Source organism: Acidovorax sp. 22279, assembly GCF_052045435.1.
Lineage (GTDB): Bacteria > Pseudomonadota > Gammaproteobacteria > Burkholderiales > Burkholderiaceae_C > Acidovorax > Acidovorax delafieldii.
The window spans coordinates 37,782-60,262 of sequence record NZ_JBQEOV010000021.1; the positions used below are offsets into that span (position 1 = coordinate 37,782).

Genomic DNA, 22,481 nt, shown 5'->3' on the forward strand with positions numbered 1-22,481 from the left:
TCACTCCACCTCAGCGCCATGACCGAGGTCCAGCGGCTTGCGTTGAATCAATTCGATGGTTGCCATCACACCAATGGCCACCGCGCACAAAAAGGCCGGCAACGGCAGCAGCGCCGCCGGGTAGGCCATGACGACCGAGCGGCTGCCCATGCCCACCACCACCTGCTGCCAGGCCCCCCAGGCCAGCATCGCGCTGGCGGTGATCACCAGCAGCCGGATCACGGCCGTCAGCAGGCCAAAGGCCACCGGGCGCTTGGCCAGCAGGCCTGCCAGGCTGGTGAAGGCCATGTGTTCGCCTGCCGGATACGCCGCTGCGGCACCGATGAACACCATCCAGACGAACAACAGGCGCGACAGTTCTTCACTGGCTGCCACGCCGCTGCCAAAGCCGTAACGCAGCACCACGTTGATGAACACGGCCACGGCCATCACACCCAGGCAGCTGGCCATGAGCACCTGGGAGATCCGAGCAAAGCGGCTCTGTGGCACGCCATGTTGTGCAGGGGAACTCATGCGGTCTCCTTCGTTGCCAGCCAGGCCGAGGCCTGTTGTTGCAGCGTGGGCAGGTCCAGCAATGCATCCAGGCGCAGCACGCCCGTTTCGCCCACGGGGGATTCCAGCGTGGCGAACTGGCTGTCCACCAAGGCACTGGAGAAAAAATGGGTGCCCGCTCGGGCAGCCACCCGCTGGCCGGCGTTGGCGCGGTCGATCTCCAGAAAGACAAAACGCAGGCCGGGGCAAGCATTGCGCAAGCGGTCCCGGTAGGCCCTCTTGAGCGCAGAGCAGGTTAGCACCACCCCGCGCGGCTGGTCCTGCAGCAGCTGTCCCAACGTGGCCAGCCAGCCTTCACGGTCCGTATCGGTCAATGCAATGCCCTGGCGCATCTTTTCGCGGCTCGCAGGACTGTGGTGATCGTCCCCTTCGATCAGGGGCAGGCCCTCGGCCTGTGCCAGGGCAGAACCCAGGCTCGACTTGCCGCAGCCCGCCACGCCCATGACGACCACAAAAGCGGGTGACGCTTGAAAACTCATATTGGTAGCGCTATCCAAACAATCCATAAAAAATGCACCCGGTCTGGATGCCGCACAAACTTTGGCAAGCTGAGCAACTTGATTCAAAATGGCTGGCGTTGCCTTGTCCAAGAGTTTGGACAGCGCTATCCTAACCAGATCGATCCCCAGCCCCACGAGGGTTAACCCTTGAACAAACCCGAGACAAAACCCGACGCCAGACGCCGTTCCAGCGGCCGCATCACGCTGAGCGACGTGGCCAAGGCCGCTGAGGTCAGCCCCATCACTGCCTCCCGCGCCCTGCGGGGAGAACGCGGCGTGGCGCAAGAACTGGTGCAGCGCGTGAAGGCCGCCGCAGAGCGACTGGGCTATGTGCCCGACCCTGCCGCCCGGGCACTCGCGTCACAGCGCAGCGTGCAGGTGCCGGTGCTGGTGCCGCTGCTGTCCAACGCGCTGTTTGTGGACGTGCTGGAGGCCGTGCACCGCACGCTGTTCCCGCAGGGCTACCAGGCGCTGATCGGCGTCACGCACTACGACCCGCAAGAGGAGGAGCAGCTGCTGCGCACCTACCTCGCGCACCGTCCGGCCGGGCTGCTGGTTACCGGCTTTGACCGCACCGAGGCCGCGCGCCACCTGATTGCCGCCAGCGGCGTGCCCTGCGTGCACCTGATGGAGATGACCTCGGCCCCCGGCGTGTTCTGCGTGGGGTTTTCGCAGCAGGATGCAGGCCACAGCATGACGGACCACCTGCTGGCGCGGGGCTACCGAAAGATCGCTTTTGTGGCCGCCCAGCTGGACCCCCGCACCATGCAGCGCGCAGAGGGCTACCGCCGCTGTCTGCGCGAAGCGGGCTTGTACGACCCCAAGCTGGAGCTGCTGAGCCCGCAGCCCTCATCGATGCGGCTGGGTGGGGAACTGCTGGAAGAGCTGCTGCGCACCCGCCCCGGTGTGGATGCCGTGTTCTTCTGCAATGACGACTTGGCCCAGGGAGGCCTGCTGGCCGCGCAGCGCCTGGGTCTGTCGGTGCCCGGCCAAGTGGCCATTGCGGGCTTTAACGACCTGGCAGGCAGCGACCAGATGCTGCCGCCGCTGACCACGGTACACACGCCACGCTCTGCCGTGGGCGAGGCTAGCGCACGCATGCTGCTGGCGCTGATGCGCGGCGAGGTGCCAGAGCACAACTCGGTGAACCTGGGGTTTGAGCTGACGGTGCGCGAGAGCACCTGACCCTTCTCTCCGCGGCGCCCACCGGACGCCACAGCGCCGCCCAGACCTACGCCAAGACCCGGCGGCAACGCGGTCGCTCGTCTCTCGCAGACAACCCACTCCCTCACTGTCACTCAGGCCAGGGTGAGCGCCGTCGCACGCCACAACCGTCGCGTGCGCACACCCCACTTTGCCCACCTTTGAGCTCACGCCTCCCACCGGCTCTGCAGACGGGACGAGACCCTGACAGTCACGCAGCGCACGCCGTCGCGGCGGTACCTCTTACCCAGCATGCGACTCGGAGTCAGCGCACAGAGCTCCCACCTCAATTTAAGACAATATATTTTCACAAAGGCAACAAAAAGTTTTTATCAAAGGTGCTCTTATCTACCGATAAATCTATCGATTTCTGGCAAAAATTCGGGTTAACACTTACCTCAGCACAAACGACAACTGTTTGACACATTCAATTTGCATCACTACGATAAGCAAATATGTTGTCTTAATTGCCTTCTGCTGTTGTAGCAGGGGGTGTGCCCCGAACTACTCAGGAGAGAACCATGCGCAATCTGAATGGAAAGACCGTGATCGTGACCGGCGGCGGCGGCGGCATTGGTGGGGCCACCAGCCGCCGCTTTGCCGAAGAAGGCGCCAAGGTGGCTGTGTTCGACATGAACCTGGAGGCTGCGCAGAAAGTGGCCGAAGGCATCCAGGCTGCAGGAGGCGTGGCCCAGGCCTTTCAGTGCGATATCACCCAGCGCCCCCAGGTGGACGCCGCCGTGGCAGCCGCCGAAGCTGCTCTGGGACCCATCGACGTGCTGGTCAACAACGCCGGCTGGGATGTGTTCAAGCCTTTCACCAAGACCGTGCCTGCCGAGTGGGACAAGCTCATTGCCATCAACCTGACGGGTGCATTGCACATGCTGCACGCCGTGCTGCCCGGCATGGCAGAGCGCAAGACCGGCCGCATCGTCAACATCGCGTCCGATGCGGCGCGCGGTGGTTCGTCCGGCGAGGCGGTGTACTCCGCGTGCAAGGGAGGGCTGGTGGCCTTGTCCAAGACGCTGGCCCGGGAGCACGCCCGCCAGAACATCACCGTCAACGTGGTCTGCCCCGGCCCCACCGACACCGCACTGCTGGCCGGTGTGGCTGAAGGCGCCCGCGACCCCGCCAAGCTGCTGGAAGCGTTTCGCAGCGCTATCCCCCTGGGCCGCCTGGGCCAGCCCGATGACCTGGCCAGCGCCATTGCCTTCTTTGGCAGCGATGACGCGGGCTTCATCACCGGCCAGGTCATCAGCGTGTCGGGCGGCCTGACCATGCACGGTTGATCCCCGGATACCTCCTTACCTTTACCGAGAGAACACCATGAATTTCGAAGACATCCTGTACGAAGTGCGTAACGGCGTGGCTTGGATCACCATCAACCGGCCCGACAAGATGAACGCCTTTCGCGGTCAGACCTGCGACGAAATCATCAAGGCGCTGAACAAGGCCGGCTATGACCGTGATGTGGGTGCCATCGTGCTGGCCGGCGCTGGCGATCGCGCTTTCTGCACTGGCGGCGACCAATCGGCCCACAGCGGTAACTACGACGGTCGCGGCACCATTGGGCTGCCCATGGAAGAGCTGCACACCGCCATCCGCGACGTGCCCAAGCCCGTGATCGCCCGCGTGCAAGGTTTTGCGATCGGCGGCGGCAACGTGCTGGCCACCATCTGTGACCTGACCATCTGCTCCGACAAGGCGCAGTTCGGTCAAGTCGGTCCCAAGATGGGCTCAGTGGACCCCGGCTACGGCACGGCTTTCCTGGCCCGGGTCGTCGGAGAAAAGAAAGCGCGCGAGATCTGGTACCTCAACCGCCGCTACAGCGGCGCCGAGGCCGTGGCCATGGGCCTTGCCAACTTCTGCTTCCCGCACGACGAGCTGGATGCAGAAGTGCAAAAAATTGGTGAAGAGCTGTGCGAGCGCAGCCCCACCGCGCTGGCCATTGCCAAGCGCAGCTTCAACGCAGACACCGCCCACCAGGCTGGCATTGCGGGCCTGGGCATGTATGCGCTCAAGCTGTATTACGACACCGAAGAGTCGCGAGAAGGCGTGAACGCTTTGAAAGAGAAGCGCAAGCCCGAATTCCGCAAGTACGTGAAGTAAGCAACCGCCGGAGAAGAACGATGAACCCAAACCCGTACATCAACGAAGACCTGCAGGCACTGGCTGAAACGGTGCGCCGCTTTGCCCAGGAGAAGGTCGCGCCTGGCTTTTTGGAGCGCGACAAGACCCGGGTGCTGGACCGCGCCCTGCTGCGTGAAATGGGCACGCTCGGGTTCATCGTGCCGGAGTTGCCCGAGCAGTTCGGCGGACTGGGCATGGGGTGTCTGGCTGCGGGTGTGATCCACGAAGAGATTGCCCGCGCCGACCTGAGCTTCTCGTACCTGAATCTGCTGGCATCGCTCAACGCGCAGATCCTGTCCAAGTATGGCAACCCTGACGTGGTCGGCCCCTGGCTGCAGAAGCTCATTCAAGGCGAAGCGATCTGCGCCATCGCCCTGACCGAGCCGCGCGGCGGCTCCGACGCCGCCAACCTGCGCCTGAAGATCGACCGCGATGGCGACCATTACGTCATCAACGGCGAAAAGACCTCCATCTCGGCCGCCGACCAGGCCGACATCACCGTGGTGTTTGGTCGCACCGGCACGCCCGAGCAGGCCGCGCATGGGGTGACTGCCGTGCTGGTGCCCATGGATACAACTGGCATCACCACCAACCGCTTTGACTGCCATGGCCAACGCGCCATTGGCCGCGGCTCGATCTTTTTCGAGAACGTGCGCGTGCCCATCAGCCACCGCCTGGGCGACGAGAACAAGGGCTTCGTGCAGGTAATGCACGGCTTTGACTTCTCGCGCTCGCTCATCGGTCTGCAATGCCTGGCCGTGGCGCGCGTGGCGCTGGAGGAAACCTGGGAATACATCACCCAGCGCCAGGCCTTCGGCCAGCCGCTGTCGGCGTTCCAGGGCGTGACGCATCCTCTGGCGCAGTACGACACCGAGGTCGAAGGCGCTCGCCTGCTGTGCCTGCAGGGCCTGTGGCTCAAGGACAAGGGCCTGCCGCACACCGCAGAAGCCGGCATGGCCAAGTGGTGGGGCCCCAAGCTGGCCTACGACGTGATCCACCAATGCCTGCTGTGCTTTGGCCACGGCGGCTACGACCGCGGACTGATGGAGCAGCGCCTGCGCGACGTGCTGGGCTTCCAGATCGGCGACGGCACGGCGCAGATCATGAAAACCATCATCGCCCGCGCCCGAGCCGGCCGCAAGTTTGTGCCTGCCTGAGCGCCCCCCCAAGTCACCACAGCTCACCGCAGGCCACGGATCACCCACAACAACACCAGGAGACAAGACCATGGAATTTGACGCTGTACTGCTCCCCCCGCGCCGCACCCAGCGGGTGGCCGAAGGCCACTGGCGTGACCGCACCATCAACGATGCGCTGGACGCCTGCGTGGCCACCTGCCCCGACAAGCTGGCGCTGACCGCGCTGCAAGTGGAAACGGGAGCCACCACCCGCTTTACCTACCGCGAGTTGGCACGTATGGCTGATCGCATTGCCGTGGGCCTATCGCGCCTGGGCGTGGGCCGGGGCGACATCGTGGCGTGCCAGTTGCCCAATTGGTGGCAGTTCACACTGACCTACCTGGCCTGCTCGCGCATCGGTGCCGTAATGAACCCGCTGATGCACATCTTTCGCGAGCGCGAACTCTCGTTCATGCTGCAACATGGCGAGGCCAAGGTGGTGATTGCGCCCCAAACCTTTCGGGGGTTTGATTTTGAGCAAATGATCACCGCCCTCCAGCCCACCCTACCGCACCTCAAGCATGTGGTGGTGGTCGGTGGCAGTGGTGCCAACAGCTTTGGCGCCCTGCTCAGCGGTCCCGAATGGGAACAGCAGCCCGATGCGCAAGCCATCCTGACCGCCCACCGCCCCGGCCCCGACGAAGTCACCCAGCTCATCTACACGTCGGGCACCACGGGCGAGCCCAAGGGCGTTATGCACTCGGCCAACACCGTGATGGCCAACATCATCCCGTACGCCGAGCGCTTGCACCTGGGTGCCGACGACGTGGTGTTGATGGCCTCGCCCATGGCACACCAGACGGGCTTCATGTACGGCCTGATCATGCCCATCCTCCTACAGGCCAGTGCCGTGCTACAGGACGTGTGGGAGCCCACCAAGGCCATTGCACTGATCAATGCAGAGAAGGCCAGCTTCACCATGGCCTCCACGCCGTTCCTCACCGATCTGGCGCGTGCGGTGGCCGACAGCGGCGTAGCCGTACCCAGCCTGCGCACCTTTTTGTGCGCTGGCGCACCCATCCCTGGTCCGCTGGTGGAACAGGCGCGCAAGGCGCTGGGCGCCAAGATCGTCTCGGCCTGGGGCATGACCGAGAACGGCGCTGTCACGCTCACCCGTCTGGAGGACGACGATGAACGCTCTTTCAACACCGATGGCTGCCCACTGCCTGGCGTGGAGATCAAGGTGGTGGATGTGGACGGCAACGCCTTGCCGCCAGGCGAGCCCGGCAAGCTGCTGCTGCGCTCATGCTCCAACTTTGGCGGCTACCTGCACCGTGCGCATCTAAACGCCACCGACGCCGACGACTGGTTCGACACCGGCGACCTGGCCCGCATCGACGAGCGCGGCTACCTGCGCATCACCGGCCGCAGCAAGGACGTGATCATCCGCGGCGGCGAGAACATTCCGGTGGTCGAAGTCGAGTCGCTGCTCTACCGCCACCCCGCCATCGCCATGGCGGCCATCGTGGCCTACCCTGACGAGCGCCTGGGCGAGCGGGCCTGCGCCGTTGTGGTGCCCAAGCCCGGGCAGACCATCGACCTGCCAGGCCTGGTGCAGTTCCTCAAGGACCAGAAGATTGCCGTGCAGTACATCCCCGAGCGCCTGATCGTGCGAGACGTGATGCCAGCCACACCGTCCGGAAAGATCCAGAAGTTCAAGCTGCGCGAAATGCTGCGCGAACAGGTTGCCTGAAGGTTGCCACCGTTTTCCCGTCGATCACTACTACACAACAAACCAGCAGGAGACAACGACATGCTTACACACCAACCTTCCCCCATCCGCAGACGCCTCATCCAGTCTGCCGCCCTGGCACTCTGTGTCCTGGGCGCCATCGGCACGGCGCATGCGCAGGCCTGGCCCACCAAGCCGGTCAAGATCGTGGTCGGCTTTGCCCCAGGCGGCACCACCGATGTGATGGCACGCGTCATGGCCCAGTCGCTCACCGAAGCGCTGGGCCAGCCCGTTGTGGTGGACAACAAACCTGGCGCCAGCGGCAACGTGGCAGCGGCCGAAGTGATTCGCGCACCTGCAGACGGCCACACCTTCCTGATTGCGCCTACTTCGTTCGAAACGGCCAACCCTTTCCTCTTCAAGCAGAGCATTGCCCCGGCCAAGGACCTCACGCCCATCGCGGGCGTGGGCCGCAGCCAGATGTACCTGGTGGTCAAGCCCCAGTCCACCTTCAAGGACGCCAGGGAGTTTGTGGCCTATGCCCGCGCCAACCCGGGCAAACTGTCGTACTCCTCCGCAGGCCCCGGCACGCCACCGCACCTGGCGGGCGAGTTGTTCAAGAAGGTCACCGGCGTGTTTGCAACGCACATCCCTTACCGGGGCGCAGCCCCCGCATTGCAGGATGTGATGGCCAACCAGGCGGACTATGTCTTTGACCCAGGCATTGCCTTCCCGCACGTGCGCGCAGGCAAGGTACGCATGCTGGCCGTGGCGGGGGCCAAGCGGTCGTCGTTCTTCCCGGATGTACCCACGCTGGCAGAGCTGGGCTTCAAGGGTGCGGAGCTGGACATCTGGTTTGGCATGTGGGCCCCCAATGGCACACCTGCAGACGTCACGGCCCGCATGGCCCGGGAGATCGCCAAGGTGCTGGCCCTGCCCAGCACCAAGAACCGATATGAATCGCTGGGCGCCGAGCCCGTGGGCCTGGACAACGCCGAGTTCCGCACCCTTCTGACCGAAGAGACCAAGCTGCTGTCTGGCCTGATCCAGGAAGCCAAGATCAACATCGACTGACCCGGCCACCCGCCACACCCTCCATGAATGATGCTTTGGTACTGACGGAAACCCGGGGTCGGGTGGGCGTGATCACGCTCCACAGGCCCCAGCAGCTCAACGCACTCAACGACGCCCTGATGGACCAGCTGGGCGCCGCCCTGCTGGCCTTCGATGCGGAAGACGATATCGGCGCCATCGTCCTCACCGGCAGCACCAAGGCATTTGCGGCCGGTGCCGACATTGCGGCCATGGCCGACTGGTCGTTCATGGATGTGTACCGGGGCGCCTTCATCACCCGCAACTGGGAGACCATTCGCCAAGTACGCAAACCGGTGCTGGCGGCCGTGGCAGGCTTTGCCATGGGCGGCGGCTGTGAGCTGGCCCTGGCCTGCGACATCATCGTTGCCGCTGAATCAGCCCGGTTCGCGCTGCCTGAAATCAAGCTCGCCATGCTGCCGGGCGCGGGGGGCACGCAGCGCCTGCCGCGCGCCATCGGCAAGGCCAAAGCGATGGACATGTGTCTGTCGGGCCGCATGCTCGATGCGCAAGAGGCCGACCGCTATGGTCTGGTCTCGCGCGTCGTACCCGACGCCGAGTTACTAGACCGCACGCTCACCCTCGCGGCACAGATTGCCGGCTTCTCGCTGCCCGCACTCATGGCCATCAAGGCATCGGTCAACCGCGCCTGGGAAAGCCCGCTGACCGAAGGCATTCTGTTTGAGCGCCATGCGCTGTACGAGCGCTTTGCCAGTGCCGACGCCCACGAAGGCATGCACGCGTTCCTCGACAAACGCGCCCCCGCATTCGAACATCGCTGAGCTGAAGGCCTCGGTTGCCCCCAACCGGCAGCGGGAAGTCCTTGGCAGGCTCAGCCCTCGGACTCCGCGCCAGTATCCAGCCGCTGCATGTTGTCCAGCAGCTTGAGCAGGTAGTGCAGCGTGTGGGTGATGTCTCCCACCGAGAATTCGTCCAGCGCCTGCTCGTAATATGCATCGATCTTGGGCCGGGCCTTGACCAGCCACGTCATGCGTCCGGACTCGGTCATCTTGATCAGGCGGGAGCGGCGGTCCTTCTCATCGGTTTCCATACAGATGTGGCCATCGCGCTCCAGGCGTCCAATCACCCCCGCGAGGTTCTGGCGGCTGACCAACAGGTAGCGCGCCAGCTCGTTCACCCCCATACCCTGCTGCGCTTCTTCGCGCGAAAGGGCACCCAGCACCGCCCATTGCTGCGTGGTCAGCCCCTCGCTCTCCACCGCTCGCGAACCGGTTTTATGCAACAAGTTCGCACATTGATACAGCCGAAAAAACAGCCGGTTAGCCAGCTCCATACGGGCAATCTGTGCTTTGGAATCAGGGTGGTGCATGCGTGAGTTCTTAGTGGGTTGTGCAGACTGCAACCGCGCGGCAATCAAGTCAACATATTGTCTCACTTCACCATCCACCCCGCACCACACCATCACGATCAACCCAACCACCGGCTTTGTCTCTTGCCCTTCGGACTGCATGAATTCAAGCACCCGGTGCGCAACACAATCATTGGCGATCTGCTGCTGATCGAAATCCACAACCCACCGAGCGCGGTCGCGCAACGGGCCAACGCCCTCGGCACTGCGAGCGGGCGGACCATAGGGGAGACAACACCGTCATCGCGCGCTGTAGCGCGTGCGGCTGTGTGGGCTCAGGCCGCCGCCAGCGCCCGGCTGCTGGATGAGGCCTTCATCTCCTTGCGCAGCGCCACCGCATCGCGCGACTGAGTGGGTGCCGACGCGTCGATGCGGAACACCTGCACAGTCTCGGTCATGGTCTGCGCCTGGCCGTTGAGCTGCATGGCCGAGGCGGCGTTCTCTTCCACCAGCGCGGCGTTCTGCTGCGTGATGGTGTCCAGCTGTGCCACAGCAGAGTTGACCTGCGAGATGCCGCTGAGCTGCTCGTTGGAAGCACTGTGGATCTCGCCAATCAGTGTGTTGACCCGGCGCACCAGCTCCAGCGACTCGGTCATGGTTTTCTGCGCAGCGTCGGTTTTTTCATGGCCCTCGGTCACCTTGGTGGCCGAGTCGTCGATGAGCTGGCGGATCTCCTTGGCGGCCGAGAGCGTGCGGTGCGACAGGCTGCGCACCTCGGAGGCCACCACCGCAAAGCCCCGCCCCTGGTCCCCGGCGCGCGCAGCCTCCACTGCGGCGTTGAGGGCAAGGATGTTGGTCTGGAAGGCAATGGAGTCGATCAGCTGGGTGATCTCGCTGATGCGGCCGGATGCCGCCTGGATCTGCTTCATGGTGCTGGCCACACCGTCCACAGCGGCACTGCTGCGCTCGGTGACCTGGGTGGCCTGGGTCGCCAGCACCGTGGCCTGGCGCGCGGATTCGGCGGTTTGCTTGACGGTGCCGGTGATTTCCTCCATCGACGCGGCTGTCTGCTGCAGGTTGCTGGCCTGCGCCTCGGTGCGCGACGACAGGTCCTGGTTGCCCTGGGCAATCTCCCGGGTGGAGACCTGCATGTGCTCGCTCTCCTGCCGGGCGTCCCGCACGATGGACAGCAGGTTCACGTTGAGCTGCGCCAGCGCCTTTTGCAGCTGGCCCACCGTGTCGCTGCGCGACGCCGATATCTTCTGGGTAAGGTCGCCCGCGGCCATGCGGTTGGCCCACAGCAGCATCTGCGACAACGGCGCCACCGTGACCTGGTGCAGGTAGACCGCCATGCCCAGCGCCAGCACCACCACCCCCAGCCACGCGGCCCCTGATGCCAACGACAGCTTGTGCCCGCCCAGCAAGGCGGCGCACCACGAGGCCACCACCAGAAGCAAGGTACACACCATCATCTTGCCCATGGGCCCCAGCGCCAAAGCCCGGGCCACACGGCCCCACAGGGTGTCTTTGACCAGTTGCCCGGCCGACAGCCGGTGCACCAGCGTGCCCGCCTGCTTTTCGGCCTGCATCTGCTTGTACAGCGACTCGGCCGCCTGGATCTGTTCGCGCGTGGCTTCGGTGCGCACCGACATGTAACCCGTGGGCTGGTCGCCCTGCATGAGCGGAGTGACGTTGGCCATCACCCAGTAAAACGTACCGTCCTTGCGCCGGTTCTTGACCGGGGCCGACCAGGGGATGCCTTTGGCGATGGTCTCCCACATGTCGCGGTAGGCCTCCTCGGGCATGTCGGGGTGTCGCACGATGTTGTGGGGCTGGCCCAGAAGCTCTTCCTTTTCGTAGCCGCTGACCTCGATGAACATCGGGTTGCAGTACAGGATGCGGCCCTTGAGGTCCGTGGTGGACACCAGAGTCTGGCCCTTGGGAAACGCATATTCGTGCTGGCTGACCGGCAGATTGACGCGCATGGGAACCCCATTTCGTAGACGCCTTGTCGCTCCCTGACCGGGCAACACGGCAGTGGAAAAGCCGAACACATCCTATGACGAAGGCAATGGATTTGAAACAGATAAATAGCGCCTCTATCGCCAACTCACCAACTCAGTGCGCAACACCAACACTGTGCGTCGCACTCCGCTGCAATGCACCAAAGTGAGCATCCGGCAGAAAATACGCTTCATTTTTGATAGCTGGCAGTGCTTAACTCACAAGCGCTTTCTGGCATTTTCCTCACAATCCCTCCCCCATATCGGCACTGGCATAGCCATTGCTTGCCATAAGGCGCGGCCAACGCTGGCCGCGTGTCAGCCCGGTGCAATGGCGGATTGGGCGAACAGGACGTTGGCGTCTTCATGGAGTGCGTTGGGGCTTGTCAGCCCGCGCGGTCCGTGTGGACGCCTTTTTGTTTTCTGGCCGGGCGAAGGGGTCACCCCCTCAGCCCTTTGCACTCACACCCATGCATTACTTCAGAGAGTTCCTCAAATCCGGCCACGCACCCACGCTGTGGGCGTCGTTTCTGTACTTCGGCTTTTCGTGCGCGGTGTGGGTCATCAACGGTGCGATGGCGCCGTTCATCCGCGAGAGTTTCCAGCTCTCCCCCACCCAGATGGGCATGATGCTGTCCATCCCCATTTTTGCGGGAGCGCTGATGCGGTTTCCGCTCGGCATCCTGGCGCAGTACATCGGCCGCAAGCGCGCCACCCTGGTCGAGATGGCCGGCATCTTTTTGGCCATGGGCTATGGCTACCTGTTCGTGCACACCTTCAACGACCTGCTGGCGCTGGGCATCCTGCTGGGCGTGGCGGGGGCGAGCTTCGGCGTGGCGCTGTCGCTGGGCTCGGGCTCGTTTCCACCGCGTTACAAGGGCCTGGCCATGGGCATCGTGGGCGCAGGCAATGTGGGCACTGCCGTGGCAGCGCTGCTGGCGCCTGCCCTGGCGCAGAAGTTTGGCTGGCAGGCAGTGTATGGCTTTGCCGCCGTGAGCGTGGCCGTGCCCGCCGTGGTGATGGCGGTGTATGCGAAGGAACCGCCAGACCTCGCGCCCCACGCCACGTTTCGCGAACACATTGCCTGTCTCTTTGAAAAAGATGGCTGGGCGTTCAGCCTGATCTACGCCGTGACCTTTGGCGGCTTCATCGGTCTGACGGCCTTCCTGCCCAGCTACTTCTACGACCAGTTTGGCGTGAGCAAGGTGCAGGCAGGGCAACTGACCATGCTGGCCGCCTTTCTGGGTGCGGCACTGCGGGTGATGGGCGGCTGGCTGTCCGACCATTGGGGCGGCGTCAACACGCTCACGGGTGTGCTGGCCATCACCGCCGTGAGCATGGTGCTTTGCGGCTTGGCCGAGAACTCCTTGCCGGTGACGATGCTGCTGTTCCTGGTGTGTTTTGCGGCACTGGGCGCGGGCAACGGCGCGCTGTTCCAGCTGGTGCCGCTGCGCTGGCCGCTGTCCACGGCCGTCGCCGGCTCGATGATTGGCGAGATCGGCGCGCTGGGTGGCGGCCTCATCCCCAACGGCATGGGCTTTTCGCGCCAGTACACCGGCACCTACCTGTGGGGCTTTGTGGGCATTGCGGTGTGCGCCGCTGCCATGCTGGTGCTGTTGCGGGTCATGCAGATCCGCTGGACCCGCACGTGGGCAGAAAAGGGCGGTCGGGCACGCAGTGCCTGAGCCGGCGTAGCCAGCCAATGCGCAGCATTGCCCGCGTTTTCGCCAGAAGGGGGGCCGTGCGCGCAGCGCATGACCGGCGCTGAGCAAGTAAGCGCGACAGCGACAGCGCTTGCCACACTTTCGCCAGAAGGGTGGCCGCGCCCGGGGCGCGTGAACGTCCGTAGTCAGTCAACGCGCCGCCCCCCCACATTTCAAGCCCAATCGCCACCAAGCGCATTTCTCATATGCATCGATAGCTATATTTTCAATAGCAGAACCATCGATCTCATCGCGGCAGAAACAGCAGCCAATACACCAGCAACAGGTTCACCAGCACACTCACCGCCAGCGCGATCTTCCACAGCGCCGTGGCATCGCGCTGCATCAGCGGCTGCGGGCCAGGGGCGGACAAGGGGCGCGAAGCCCCCCGCTCCAGGGCCAGCAGCAGTTCCTCGGCGGTTTCAAAGCGTTGTGTGCGCTGGCGGGCCACGGCCTTCAAGGCGATCTGGTCGAGCCAGATGGGCACGCTGGGGTTGTGGCGGCTGGGGGCCAGCGGGTCGCGGTGGTAGCGACCCAGCTGGTACTGCACCACCTCGCCATAGGGCAGGCGCCCATGGCTCAGCAGCTGGTACAGCGTGACGCCCAGGGCGAACAGGTCGCTGCCCGCATCGGGCAACTGGCCGGCCGGGTCTCCGTTCTTTTCATAGCCCGGCCACTGCTCGGGGTTCATGTAGCTGGGGGTGCCTGCGTGCAGGCGGCGCGTGGCCTCGGGCTCGCGGCCCGACAGGGCCACGCCCAGGTCCAGCACCCGCAGCACACCGTCATCGCCCAGGTGCAGGTTGTCGGGCTTGATGTCGCGGTGGACCACCCCTTGCCGATGCAGCCAGCCCAGCACCTGCGCCGCCTGCATCACCACCGACACGGCCTGCGGCACGCCCAGGTGCTGGCGGCCGCGCAGGCGCTGGCCCAGGGTCTGGCCCGCATGCCAGTCATAGAGCAGATAAAACGCACTGGCGCCAGGGCTTGCACCGCCCTGCTCTGGCGGCCAGGTGTTCAGGCGCGCAAGGTGCACCGCCGCATGGCCGGACTGCATGCGCCGGGCCACCCAGGCCTCATGCGCCAAAGTGGCGCGCTCCTGCGCATCGTGCGCGCGGGCGGGCACCAGCGTCTTGAGCGCGTACAGCCGCTGTGTGGCCGGGTCGCGCACCTGGTAGATGCGGTGCACGCCGCTGTCGGCCACCAGCGCGGTCACCACCAGGCCATCCACCGGCTCGCCCACCTTGAGCAGCGGCAAAACTGGCAAGTGCTGCGCCCGGCGGGACTCATCCTGCAAGGTGGCTTCCAGCGCCCCCTGCACCCGCACCACCAGCGCGGTCACGTTGTCGGTGCTGCCCCGGCGCAGGGCTGCGCGCGTGATCTCCTCGCTCAGCGCCTGGGCGCTGGCGGCACTGGCGGTGTTGGCATCCTGCGGCTGCAGCAGCAACTGGCGCAGTTCACGCTCGGGCAGGCTGCCGTGCACGCCATCGGACAGCAGCACCAGCAGGTCGCCGCTGTGCAGTTCGCCCTGGCTGTAATCCACCACCACATGGTCGTCCAGCCCCATGGCGCGGGTGAGCTGGTGCGCCAGGTCACGCTGCGCCATCACATGGTCGGTCGTCAGCAGTTGCAGCCGGCCGCCCCGCAGCAGATAGGCGCGCGTATCGCCCACATGGGCCAACGTGTACGACTGGCCACGCAGCACCACGGCGGTGAGCGTGGTCAGGCCCACGGCGGGCTGGCGGCGCCGGTTCATCGACGCCAGCCAGCCGTTGTGCGCGCTCAGGATGCGGTCCAGCGCCACGGTGGTGTCCCAGGTGTCGGGCGTGGCGAAGTAGTCGTTCACCAGGGTGTTCACCGTGGTCTGTGCGGCTTCGCGGCCCTTGCCTCCGGTGCTTACACCGTCGGCAATGGCAGCGATGGCGCCGCGTTCGCGGTCGCGCCCCTGCCCCTGCAACAGGGCGGCAAAGTCTTCATTGACTTCGTTGCGCCCGGCCTGCGAGGTGTGGCCGATGTCCAGTTCAAAACTCATGCACCACCTCCATGCAGGTTCCATGCCCAAGGTGGTGCATGCACGCACCGCGCCGCGCAGCCGAGCCACCCGTCAACACCCAAAACTCCGCCCTCTGCAGGGCGGACAACACCGGATCACCCCACATCAGTGCACAAACTCTGGCACGGGCATTGCTTACCCGAAGCAACGGCCCAGCTGGGCCACGCAATTCAGCGGTGCAACGGCGCACCAAGGGGTTGTATGGACGAAGGCGTCCCCACATGCGGTTTCGATGGAATGTCGGAGCTGCATCGTGTGGACGCCTTTTTTGTTTTTTGCATCGCCCAGGCGATGGAACCGACGGAGTCACGATGAAAAAGCTCAAACTGGTGATGGTGGGGAACGGCATGGCCGGTGTGCGCACGCTGGAAGAGCTGCTCAAGATTGCCCCCGATCTGTATGACATCACGGTCTTCGGGGCCGAGCCGCACCCCAACTACAACCGCATTCTGCTGTCGCCGGTGCTGGCTGGCGAGCAGACCATCGACGAGATCATCCTCAACGACTGGCAGTGGTACGCCGACAACCACATCACGCTGCACACCGGCTTCACCGTGACCGATGTGGACCGCGTGCGCCGTGTGGTGAGCGCAAGCAGCAAGGACGGCGATGTGATCACCGCCGAGTACGACCGCCTCATCATGGCCACGGGCTCCAACCCCTTCATCCTGCCCGTGCCCGGCAAGGACCTGAAAGGCGTGCTGGCCTACCGCGACATCGCCGACACACAGGCCATGATCGACGCAGCCGCCACGTACAAGCACGCGGTGGTCATCGGCGGCGGCCTGCTGGGCCTGGAAGCCGCCAATGGCCTCATGAAGCGCGGCATGACCGTGAGCGTGGTGCACGTGATGCCCTCGCTGATGGAGCGCCAGCTCGATGACGTGGCGGGCAAGATGCTGCAGAAGTCGCTGGAAGACCGTGGCATGCGCTTTTTGATGGGTGCGCAGACCCAGGAGCTGGTGGGCAATGCCGAAGGCCGGGTGGCCAGCGTCAAGTTCAAGGACGGCACCGAAGTGCCCGCCGACCTGGTGGTGATGGCCGTGGGCATCCGCCCCAACACCGCGCTGGCTGAAAAGATGCGCCTGCACGTCAACCGCGGCATTGTGGTGAGCGACACGCTGCAAACCACCACCGACGCTCGCATCTACGCCGTGGGCGAATGCGCGGCACACCGGGGCATTGCCTATGGCCTGGTGGCCCCGCTGTTCGAGCAGGGCAAAGTGCTGGCCAACCACCTGGCCGAGTTCGGCATCGGCCGCTACCAGGGCTCGCTCACCTCCACCAAGCTCAAGGTCACGGGCATCGACCTGTTCAGCGCGGGCGACTTCCAGGGTGGCGACAACACCGAAGAGATCGTGATGAGCGACCCCTTTGGCGGCGTGTACAAAAAGCTGGTCATCAAGGACGACAAGCTGGTGGGCGCCTGCCTCTATGGCGATACGGTGGACGGCAGCTGGTACTTCAAGCTGCTGCGCGATGGCCGCAGCGTGACCGACATTCGCGACAAGCTGATGTTTGGCGAATCGCACCTGGGCGACACCGGCCACCAGGGCCAGAGCAAGGCCGCCGCAATGCAGGACAGCGACGAGGTCTGCGGCTGCAACGGCGTGACCAAGGGCGCCATCTGCAAGGCCATCAAGGACAAGGGCCTGTTCACGCTGGATGAAGTGCGCAAGCACACCAAGGCCAGCGCATCGTGCGGATCGTGCACGGGCCTGGTCGAGCAGATCATCATGTTCACTGCCGGTGGCGACTACAGCGCCACGCCCAAGACCAAGGCCATGTGCGGCTGCACCGACCACGGCCACCAGGCGGTGCGCGACGCGATTCGCGCCAACAAGCTGCTGAGCATTGGCGATGTGTTCAAGTTCATGGAGTGGAAGACGCCCAACGGCTGCGCATCCTGCCGCCCCGCCGTCAACTACTACCTCATCAGCACCTGGCCCAAGGACGCGAAGGACGACCCGCAAAGCCGCGCCATCAACGAGCGCAGCCACGCCAACATCCAGAAAGACGGCACCTACAGCGTCATCCCCCGCATGTGGGGCGGCGAAACCACAGCCGACGAGCTGCGCCGCATCGCCGATGCGGCCGACAAGTACAACATCCCCACCATCAAGGTCACGGGGGGCCAGCGCATCGATTTGCTGGGCGTGAAGAAAGAAGACCTGGTCAACGTCTGGAAGGACATCGGCATGCCCAGCGGCCATGCCTATGCCAAGGCACTGCGCACCGTGAAGACCTGCGTGGGCAGCGAGTGGTGCCGCATGGGCACCCAGGACAGCACGCAGATGGGCAAGGACCTGGAGCGCGCCATGTGGCGCATGTACGCCCCGCACAAGGTCAAGTTTGCGGTGAGTGGCTGCCCGCGCAACTGCGCAGAAGCCGGCATCAAGGACGTGGGCATCATCGGCGTGGACAGCGGCTGGGAGATGTACGTGGCCGGCAACGGCGGCATCAAGACCGAGGTGGCGCACTTCTTCACCAAGCTGAAAACCGCCGAGGAAGTGCTGGAGTACACCGGCGCGTTCTGCGAGCTGTACCGCCAGGAAGGCTGGTACCTGGAGCGCACCGTGCACTACGTGAGCCGCGTGGGCCTGGACTATGTGAAAAAGCGCATTCTGGAAGACCACGAAGGCCGCAAGGCGCTGTGGGAGCAGCTGCAGTTCGCGCTGGACGGCGAGCCCGACCCCTGGTTCGAGTTTGACAAGGCAGCCGTGGACACGCGCCAGTTTGCCCCGCTGACCGCCGCCTGAAGCGCCCGGAGCCCCACACCATGCAACGCCGCACCTTGCTGACCGCCGCCGGCTACACCACGGCCTGGAGCACCCTGGGCATCATGTCGCTGGGCACCGCCCAGGCCCAGGTCACTGACCTGAACGACGCCATCAACAAGGCAGGTCGCCAGCGCATGCTGAGCCAGCGCATGGGCAAGGCCTGGCTGGCGTTGGCGCACAAATCCGACACGCCTGCTGCACGCGCCGTGCTGGACCAGTCGCTGGCGCTGTTCGAGCGCCAGCTGGGCGAACTCAAGGCCTACGCGCCCTCTCCCACCATCCGTGACACCTACACCAAGCTGGAATCTGCCTGGACCGACCACAAGGCCACGCTGCTGGGCACCAGCCCGTCGCGCGACGGCGCTGCCGCCTTGCTGCAGGCCGACGCCAAGGTGCTGGCCCTGGCCCACCAGGGCACCGTGCAGTACGAAGCCGCCTCGGGCAAGCCCGTGGGCAAGCTGGTCAACGTGGCAGGCCGCCAGCGCATGCTGAGCCAGCGCATGGCCAAGTTCTGCCTGTCGGCCATGCTGGGGGTGGACACCTCCACCGCCACCACCGAGATCGCCAAGGCGCGCGACGAGTTCATCAGCGCCACCGAGCTGCTGCGCAATGCACCGCAAGCCACCGCACGCATCCGGCAAGAGCTTTTGCTGGCCGACGGCCAGTGGGTCTTTTTTGACGCAGCGTTGCAGCGCCTGGGCACCAGCAACAACACCTTCCGCCAGGTGTCGGAAGTGTTTGTGAGCAGCGAGAACCTGCTCGCCAGCATGGACCGCGTGACCGGCCTGTATGCCGCACTGGGCAACAGCTGAAGGCCTGCCCTGGAACGGCCCCCTGCGCGCCCCCGACATCCCACCGAACAACACCAAGGACGATTCCCATGACCACCAACAACCCAACCCCTGAATGGAAGCTGATCTGCCGGGTGGACGACATCCCCGTGCTGGGCTCACGCCGCGTGGCGCGCCCCCAGGGCCTGGACGTGGCCATCTTCCGCAACGACGCCGGTGGCGTGTTCGCGCTGCTGGACCGCTGCCCGCACAAGGGCGGCCCGCTGAGCCAGGGCATCGTGTTTGGCACCCATGTGGCGTGTCCCCTGCACAACTGGACCATTGGCCTGTGCGACGGCCAGGCCTCGGCGCCCGATGAGGGCTGCACGCCGAAGTTTGCCGTGAAGGTGGAAGACGGCGCGGTGTACCTGGACGCGAGCGAGCTGGCGACGGTGGCCACGGATTTGACGCGCCCCATCGCAGGGCCTGCGCGCAGGGCGGTGGGCGTGTGAGCCGGGCAGGGTGTTGCGCCCCAGGCGCCGCATGCGTACCCGGCGAGGACACGACAACACTATCAAAACAATAGCTGACAGCGCAACATGCACTAGCGCCTGAGGCCAAAACAACCCCAACCACGCCATGCAAGAAACCAAATCCACCTGCCCCTACTGCGGCGTAGGCTGCGGCGTGATCATCGAAAGCACAGGCACCCAGATCACCGGCGTGCGCGGCGACCCCACCCACCCCGCCAACTTTGGCCGCCTGTGCACCAAGGGCTCGACCCTGCACCTCACAGCCACCAGCCCGGTCACCCTGCAAACCCGCCTGCTGCACCCCCTGCAACGCGCACAGCGCAACGAAGCCGCCCTGCCCGTGACCTGGGATGCCGCACTGACGCTGGCGGCCGACCGGTTCGCCCACACCATCGCCCAGCACGGCCCTGATGCCGTGGGCTTCTACGTCAGCGGCCAGTTGCTCACCGAGGACTACTACGTCTTCAACAAGCTCGCCAAGGGCCTGATCGGCACCAACAACATCGACACCAACTCGCGCCTGTGCATGAGCAGCGCTGTGGCCGGCTACAAGCAAACGCTGGGTGCCGACGCGCCGCCCGCCTGCTACGACGACGTGAACCACGCGCAGTGCCTGTTCATCGTGGGCAGCAATGCGGCCTGGGCCCACCCCATCCTGTTCCGCCGCATCGAAGACGCACGCGCCGCCAACCCGGGCATGAAGGTCATCGTGGCCGACCCGCGCCGCACCGACACGGCGGGCATGGCCGACCTGTTCCTGCCCATCCAGCCCGGCAGCGACGTGATGCTGTTCAACGGCATGCTGCACATCATGCTGTGGGAGGGCTGGGTCGACACCGCCTACATCGCCGCCCACACAACGGGCTTTGACGAACTCAAGGCCCTGGTGCGCGACGCCACGCCCGAGCGTGTGGCGCAGACCTGCGGCATCAGCGTGGCCGACCTGACCACCGCCGCCAAATGGTTCGCCACCTCCAAAGCGACCCTGAGCCTCTACTGCCAGGGCCTGAACCAAAGCAGCAGCGGCACGGCCAAGAACGCCACACTCATCAACCTGCACCTGGCCACCGCGCAGATCGGCAAACCCGGCGCGGGCCCCTTCAGCCTGACCGGCCAGCCCAACGCCATGGGCGGGCGCGAAGTGGGTGGGCTGGCCAATTTGCTCAGCGCCCACCGCGACCTGGCCAACCCGCAGCACCGCGCCGAAGTCGCCGCGCTGTGGGGCGTGGCCGATGTGCCATCCAAGCCCGGCAAGACGGCGGTGGAGATGTTCCAGGCCGCTGCCGACGGCGAGATCAAGGCCCTGTGGATTGCTTGCACCAACCCCGCGCAAAGCATGCCCGACCAGGCCACCGTGCGCCGCGCCCTGCAGCGCGCCGAGTTTGTGGTGGTGCAAGAGGCCTTTGCCACTGCCGCCACCTGCGCCTTTGCCGACCTGCTTCTGCCCGCCACCACCTGGGGTGAAAAGACCGGCACGGTGACCAACAGCGAGCGCCGCATCTCGCGCGTGCGCACGGCCGTGCCCGCACCCGGCCTGGCACGCCACGACTGGGCCATTGCGGTGCAGTTTGCGCACCAGCTGGAGGCACGCCTGCGGCCTGGTGCACCCACGCTGTTCCCCTACGCCACAGACGCGGCCGATATGGGCGCAGAAGCCGTGTGGAAGGAGCACCGCGAAAGCACACGCGGGCGTGACCTGGACATCACGGGGCTGTCCTGGGAGATGCTCGAAGCCCAAGGCCCGCAGCAGTGGCCACTGGAGGATGGCACCACCACCGGTAAGGCCCGCCTGTACGAAGATGGCGTGTTCCCCACCGCCGACGGCCGCGCGCGTTTTGCTGCGCATGCATGGCAACCCACCGCCGAGCCCCGCGAATCGCGCTACCCCTTCAGCCTGACCACGGGCCGGCTGCGCGACCAGTGGCACGGCATGACCCGCACCGGCACGCTGGGCCGCCTGTTTGGCCATGTGGCCGAACCCAGCCTGCAGATGCACCCGCAGGACATGGAGCGGCGCAAGCTGGCCAGCGGCGACCTGGTACATGTGACCAGCAAGCGCGGCTCCATCGTGGTGCCCGTGCAGGCCGACGCCACGCTGGGCCTGTCGCAGGTGTTCATGGCGATGCACTGGGGCAGCGAATTTTTGAGCGGCGTGTCCTCCACCGGCGAGCGGCTGGCGGGCGTGAATGCGCTCACCACCTCGGCGTTCTGCCCCACCTCCAAACAGCCCGAGCTGAAACACGCGGCCGTCAAGGTGCTCAAGGCCGAACTGCCGTGGACGCTGCTGGCCATGGCCTGGCTGCCTGCCGAAGGTGCACTGGCAGCGCGCGAAACCTTGTCCGCACTGATGGCGCAGTTTGCGTTCGCCAGTTGCGTGCCCTTCAGCAACAACACCCCGCTGGATGAGCCCGGCCGCGAGCGCACTGGCGTGCTGCTGCGCGCCGCCGCCCACGAGGCACCGCCCGATGCGTTGATCGCACAGATCGAAGCCCTGCTGGGCATGGCAGGCGCCGACACGCTGCGCTATGCCGACAAAAAACGCGGCCAGCGCCGCGCCGCACGGCTGACGCGCCAAGGCGACAACACCACGCTCGAAGGCATCGTGCTCGCTGGCGACACCAGCGCCGAAGGCTGGCTCAAGACCCTGCTGCAGGAAGAGCTTCCTGCACAGACCTACGGCCGCCTGCTGCTGGTGCCCGGCGCCAAGGCGCCCGTGGCCGTGCAGTCGCGCGGCAAACCGGTGTGCACCTGCTTCAACGTGACAGACGCCGCCATCACCGCCCAACTGGCGCACTGCCATGGCACCGACGACGACCGCCTGGCGCAACTGCAAGGCCAACTGCGCTGCGGCACCAACTGCGGCTCGTGCGTGCCCGAACTCAAGCGCATGGTGCGCAATACGGGGCCACTGGCGTCCAAACCGCTCGCGCAGGCCGTCATATAACCAAAAGTTCTCTTGCTTGCAGGAAAATAGCCCTCGAACCAACAAACCCCACCAGGACTTGT

At 65.3% G+C, this 22,481-nt stretch carries 17 protein-coding genes; 12 read left to right on the forward strand and 5 right to left on the reverse strand.

What is annotated here, in order from left to right:
- Window positions 1-513: a TRAP transporter small permease gene (locus ACTJKQ_RS22115; RefSeq protein WP_440598069.1), complete on the reverse strand. Its 513-nt coding sequence runs from the start codon at window positions 511-513 to the stop codon at window positions 1-3.
- A complete protein-coding gene (locus tag ACTJKQ_RS22120) occupies window positions 510-1,031 on the reverse strand; it encodes a gluconokinase (protein WP_235509312.1) in 522 nt (173 codons plus the stop codon). The genes ACTJKQ_RS22115 and ACTJKQ_RS22120 overlap by 4 nt, the downstream gene beginning before the upstream one ends.
- 168 nt (window positions 1,032-1,199) lie before the next feature.
- Between ACTJKQ_RS22120 and ACTJKQ_RS22125 the strand changes: the two genes are divergently transcribed.
- The 7 genes from ACTJKQ_RS22125 to ACTJKQ_RS22155 all read left to right on the forward strand — a co-directional run bounded on the left by ACTJKQ_RS22125 (window position 1,200) and on the right by ACTJKQ_RS22155 (window position 9,109).
- On the forward strand, window positions 1,200-2,237 hold the full coding sequence (locus ACTJKQ_RS22125; protein ID WP_440598070.1) for a LacI family DNA-binding transcriptional regulator: 1,038 nt from the start codon (window positions 1,200-1,202) through the stop codon (window positions 2,235-2,237).
- Window positions 2,238-2,776: 539 nt separating this feature from the next.
- Window positions 2,777-3,544 carry a 2-hydroxycyclohexanecarboxyl-CoA dehydrogenase gene (badH, locus tag ACTJKQ_RS22130; protein ID WP_395453481.1) on the forward strand — a complete coding sequence of 256 codons (768 nt, stop codon included), beginning with the start codon at window positions 2,777-2,779 and terminating at the stop codon, window positions 3,542-3,544.
- Between the two features lie 37 nt (window positions 3,545-3,581).
- A complete protein-coding gene (gene badI, locus ACTJKQ_RS22135; protein WP_099730828.1) occupies window positions 3,582-4,364 on the forward strand; it encodes a 2-ketocyclohexanecarboxyl-CoA hydrolase in 783 nt (260 codons plus the stop codon).
- 20 nt (window positions 4,365-4,384) lie between these two features.
- Window positions 4,385-5,542, forward strand: a complete 1,158-nt coding sequence (gene aliB / locus ACTJKQ_RS22140) for a cyclohexanecarboxyl-CoA dehydrogenase (RefSeq protein ID WP_440598071.1) — start codon at window positions 4,385-4,387, stop codon at window positions 5,540-5,542.
- Window positions 5,543-5,612: 70 nt separating this feature from the next.
- Window positions 5,613-7,256 (forward strand): cyclohexanecarboxylate-CoA ligase, encoded by a 1,644-nt coding sequence (aliA, locus tag ACTJKQ_RS22145; protein ID WP_436074760.1) that lies wholly within the window; start codon window positions 5,613-5,615, stop codon window positions 7,254-7,256.
- 60 nt (window positions 7,257-7,316) lie between these two features.
- On the forward strand, window positions 7,317-8,309 hold the full coding sequence (locus ACTJKQ_RS22150) for a Bug family tripartite tricarboxylate transporter substrate binding protein (RefSeq protein ID WP_395453475.1): 993 nt from the start codon (window positions 7,317-7,319) through the stop codon (window positions 8,307-8,309).
- A gap of 23 nt (window positions 8,310-8,332) precedes the next feature.
- On the forward strand, window positions 8,333-9,109 hold the full coding sequence (locus ACTJKQ_RS22155; protein ID WP_440598072.1) for an enoyl-CoA hydratase-related protein: 777 nt from the start codon (window positions 8,333-8,335) through the stop codon (window positions 9,107-9,109).
- Window positions 9,110-9,159: 50 nt separating this feature from the next.
- On the opposite strand, the gene ACTJKQ_RS22160 is transcribed toward ACTJKQ_RS22155, so the two are convergent.
- Both ACTJKQ_RS22160 and ACTJKQ_RS22165 read right to left on the reverse strand, forming a co-directional pair.
- Entirely contained in the window at window positions 9,160-9,657 is a 498-nt protein-coding gene (locus ACTJKQ_RS22160; protein WP_056743974.1) for a MarR family winged helix-turn-helix transcriptional regulator, read from the reverse strand.
- Window positions 9,658-9,971: 314 nt separating this feature from the next.
- On the reverse strand, window positions 9,972-11,621 hold the full coding sequence (locus tag ACTJKQ_RS22165; RefSeq protein WP_440598073.1) for a methyl-accepting chemotaxis protein: 1,650 nt from the start codon (window positions 11,619-11,621) through the stop codon (window positions 9,972-9,974).
- A gap of 488 nt (window positions 11,622-12,109) precedes the next feature.
- Between ACTJKQ_RS22165 and ACTJKQ_RS22170 the strand changes: the two genes are divergently transcribed.
- Window positions 12,110-13,324 (forward strand): MFS transporter, encoded by a 1,215-nt coding sequence (locus tag ACTJKQ_RS22170; protein ID WP_056058267.1) that lies wholly within the window; start codon window positions 12,110-12,112, stop codon window positions 13,322-13,324.
- 265 nt (window positions 13,325-13,589) lie between these two features.
- Here ACTJKQ_RS22170 and ACTJKQ_RS22175 read toward each other — a convergent pair whose 3' ends face one another.
- Window positions 13,590-15,371 carry a protein kinase domain-containing protein gene (locus ACTJKQ_RS22175; protein WP_440598074.1) on the reverse strand — a complete coding sequence of 594 codons (1,782 nt, stop codon included), beginning with the start codon at window positions 15,369-15,371 and terminating at the stop codon, window positions 13,590-13,592.
- A 332-nt stretch (window positions 15,372-15,703) separates the two neighbouring features.
- On the opposite strand from ACTJKQ_RS22175, the gene nirB reads away from it, so the two are divergent.
- The 4 genes from nirB to ACTJKQ_RS22195 all read left to right on the forward strand — a co-directional run bounded on the left by nirB (window position 15,704) and on the right by ACTJKQ_RS22195 (window position 22,419).
- Window positions 15,704-18,151 carry a nitrite reductase large subunit NirB gene (nirB, locus tag ACTJKQ_RS22180; RefSeq protein WP_440598075.1) on the forward strand — a complete coding sequence of 816 codons (2,448 nt, stop codon included), beginning with the start codon at window positions 15,704-15,706 and terminating at the stop codon, window positions 18,149-18,151.
- A 20-nt stretch (window positions 18,152-18,171) separates the two neighbouring features.
- Window positions 18,172-18,984, forward strand: coding sequence for a type IV pili methyl-accepting chemotaxis transducer N-terminal domain-containing protein (locus tag ACTJKQ_RS22185; protein ID WP_440598076.1), 813 nt, complete (start codon window positions 18,172-18,174; stop codon window positions 18,982-18,984).
- 68 nt (window positions 18,985-19,052) lie between these two features.
- Window positions 19,053-19,454 carry a nitrite reductase small subunit NirD gene (gene nirD / locus ACTJKQ_RS22190; RefSeq protein ID WP_260668109.1) on the forward strand — a complete coding sequence of 134 codons (402 nt, stop codon included), beginning with the start codon at window positions 19,053-19,055 and terminating at the stop codon, window positions 19,452-19,454.
- Between the two features lie 127 nt (window positions 19,455-19,581).
- Entirely contained in the window at window positions 19,582-22,419 is a 2,838-nt protein-coding gene (locus tag ACTJKQ_RS22195) for a nitrate reductase (RefSeq protein ID WP_440598077.1), read from the forward strand.
- Window positions 22,420-22,481 lie beyond the last annotated feature (62 nt).